General features: G+C 35.7%; 1 pseudogene. It reads left to right on the forward strand.

Annotation, left to right across the window (positions count from 1 at the left end):
• Positions 1 to 465, forward strand: a pseudogene (locus tag E3U55_RS17105) (DDE-type integrase/transposase/recombinase); the annotation flags it as partial.

Consider the following 465-nt stretch of genomic DNA (forward strand, 5'->3'; position numbering starts at 1 on the left):
TGGAAAGAAAATATAAAGTATATCACGCGGGACGGAGAAATTATCTATGTGAATGTTGCGGTTCTATTATTATCACATTCTCGGTTCAAGGCTTTTTACCTGACGCTTTCTAAATCACAGAATGTTCTCATGTCTTTTCTTACAGAAACCTTTGAATCATTGGGTGGCGTACCTAAAATACTACTAACAGATAACATGAAGACTGTTATGGATCATCCAAGAACATCTTATTCAAAAAGCGTGGTCAACGAACGTTTTGATCATTTTTCAAAGGATTTCGGATTTAACCTTAAACCGTGTGAAGCAGGTAAACCTCAAACGAAAGGAAAAGCCGAAAATGTCATGAAATTATTGGATGAAATTCACGCTTATCAAGGTCAAATGAACTATGAAGAATTACATGAATTTGTACAATCCTTAAGTGAACGTGCTAATCATAGCTACCACCAAGGAACAGGGAAAATT

This window comes from Filobacillus milosensis (assembly GCF_004402015.1).
Classification (GTDB): domain Bacteria; phylum Bacillota; class Bacilli; order Bacillales; family Alkalibacillaceae; genus Filobacillus; species Filobacillus milosensis.